A 1,274-nucleotide genomic window follows, 5' to 3' on the forward strand; every position below is an offset into this window, starting at 1 on the left:
CTAGTATAGAATAAATTAAATTTCTGCTATATATTTTTGAGATGATGTATGGTAAAATAGTGTTATCAAAGAAAGGATGATCGCTATGAGAAAAACATATCTTCCTCTGTCAGATGAAGACAGGAATTACCTTAAATCATTATCAAAAAAGAGAACCATTCAGGCACAAGTCGTGGATCGTGCCAGGATTCTTTTATATAAAGCCGATGGAATGACATTCCAGGAAATTGCTGATAAACTTGCAATCAGCACTGCCACGGTACGCCTTTGTGTTTCGAAGTTTCATAAAGGCGGTGTGGATGCTGCACTGTTTGATGTTCAGCGTCCTGGACGTCCATCCGAAATCACCGACGATGCGAAGGCATGGATGATCAGTATTGCGTGTCAGAGACCGGCAGAACTCGGTTATGCGCAGGAACTGTGGACATTGGCTTCTCTCCATAAATACATTCAGAAACATGCAGAGGAGGCGGGATATCCAAGACTTTCAACAGTTACGAAACCTTATATCCAGAAATTCCTCAGGGAACAGGATATGAAACCCTTTAAAATCAAATATTACTGCGAAAAGAGGGATCCTGATTTTGAATCAAAAATGCATGAAGTCCTGCTGGTCTACAAACAGATTGAAATGCAGTTTGATGAGAATGGTGATCTCATTGTTCCAGACGATTATAAATTGACGATTACGGTGTCCTATGATGAGAAACCGGGTATTCAGGCAATCTCCAATACTGCACCGGATTTACGCCCGACACCGGAACACGGAGAGGTATATCGTGATGCAGAATACAAACGTCTTGGAACGCTCTCTTTGCTGGCAGGCATTGATCTGCTTACAGGAGAAGCCATCCCGTTAGTAAGTGAGACTCACAAGAGTTCTGATTTTATTGAGTTTTTAAAGATACTGGACAAAAAATATCCATCACAGGATACAATCCGGATCATCCTGGATAATCATTCCGCGCATACTTCCAAAGAAACACGGAGCTTTCTGGATACGCTGCCAAAGGGACGTTTTAAATTTGTGTTTACTCCGAAACATGGCTCATGGTTAAACATGATTGAAAGTTTTTTCAGTAAGATGACCCGGCAAATGCTTCGTGGAATCCGTGTCAATACCAAAGAGGAATTGGAAGAGCGAATTTACAGGTATTTTGATGAAGTAAATCGTGAACCTGTGATTTATCACTGGAAATATAAAATGGATGAAATCAGTGAAGAGGAAGCGGCATCCGTTTGATATAGCAATTATTTAATATTCGTTATACTAG

1 protein-coding gene is annotated in these 1,274 nt (G+C 40.5%); it reads left to right on the forward strand.

Annotated elements, in window-relative coordinates; all coding sequences use genetic code 11:
• Positions 1–85 precede the first annotated feature (85 nt).
• Complete coding sequence (locus tag EDD74_RS14955; RefSeq protein WP_116440869.1) at positions 86–1,243, forward strand: IS630 family transposase; 1,158 nt, start codon at positions 86–88, stop codon at positions 1,241–1,243.
• Positions 1,244–1,274 lie beyond the last annotated feature (31 nt).

Source organism: Faecalimonas umbilicata (assembly GCF_004346095.1).
Classification (GTDB): domain Bacteria; phylum Bacillota; class Clostridia; order Lachnospirales; family Lachnospiraceae; genus Faecalimonas; species Faecalimonas umbilicata.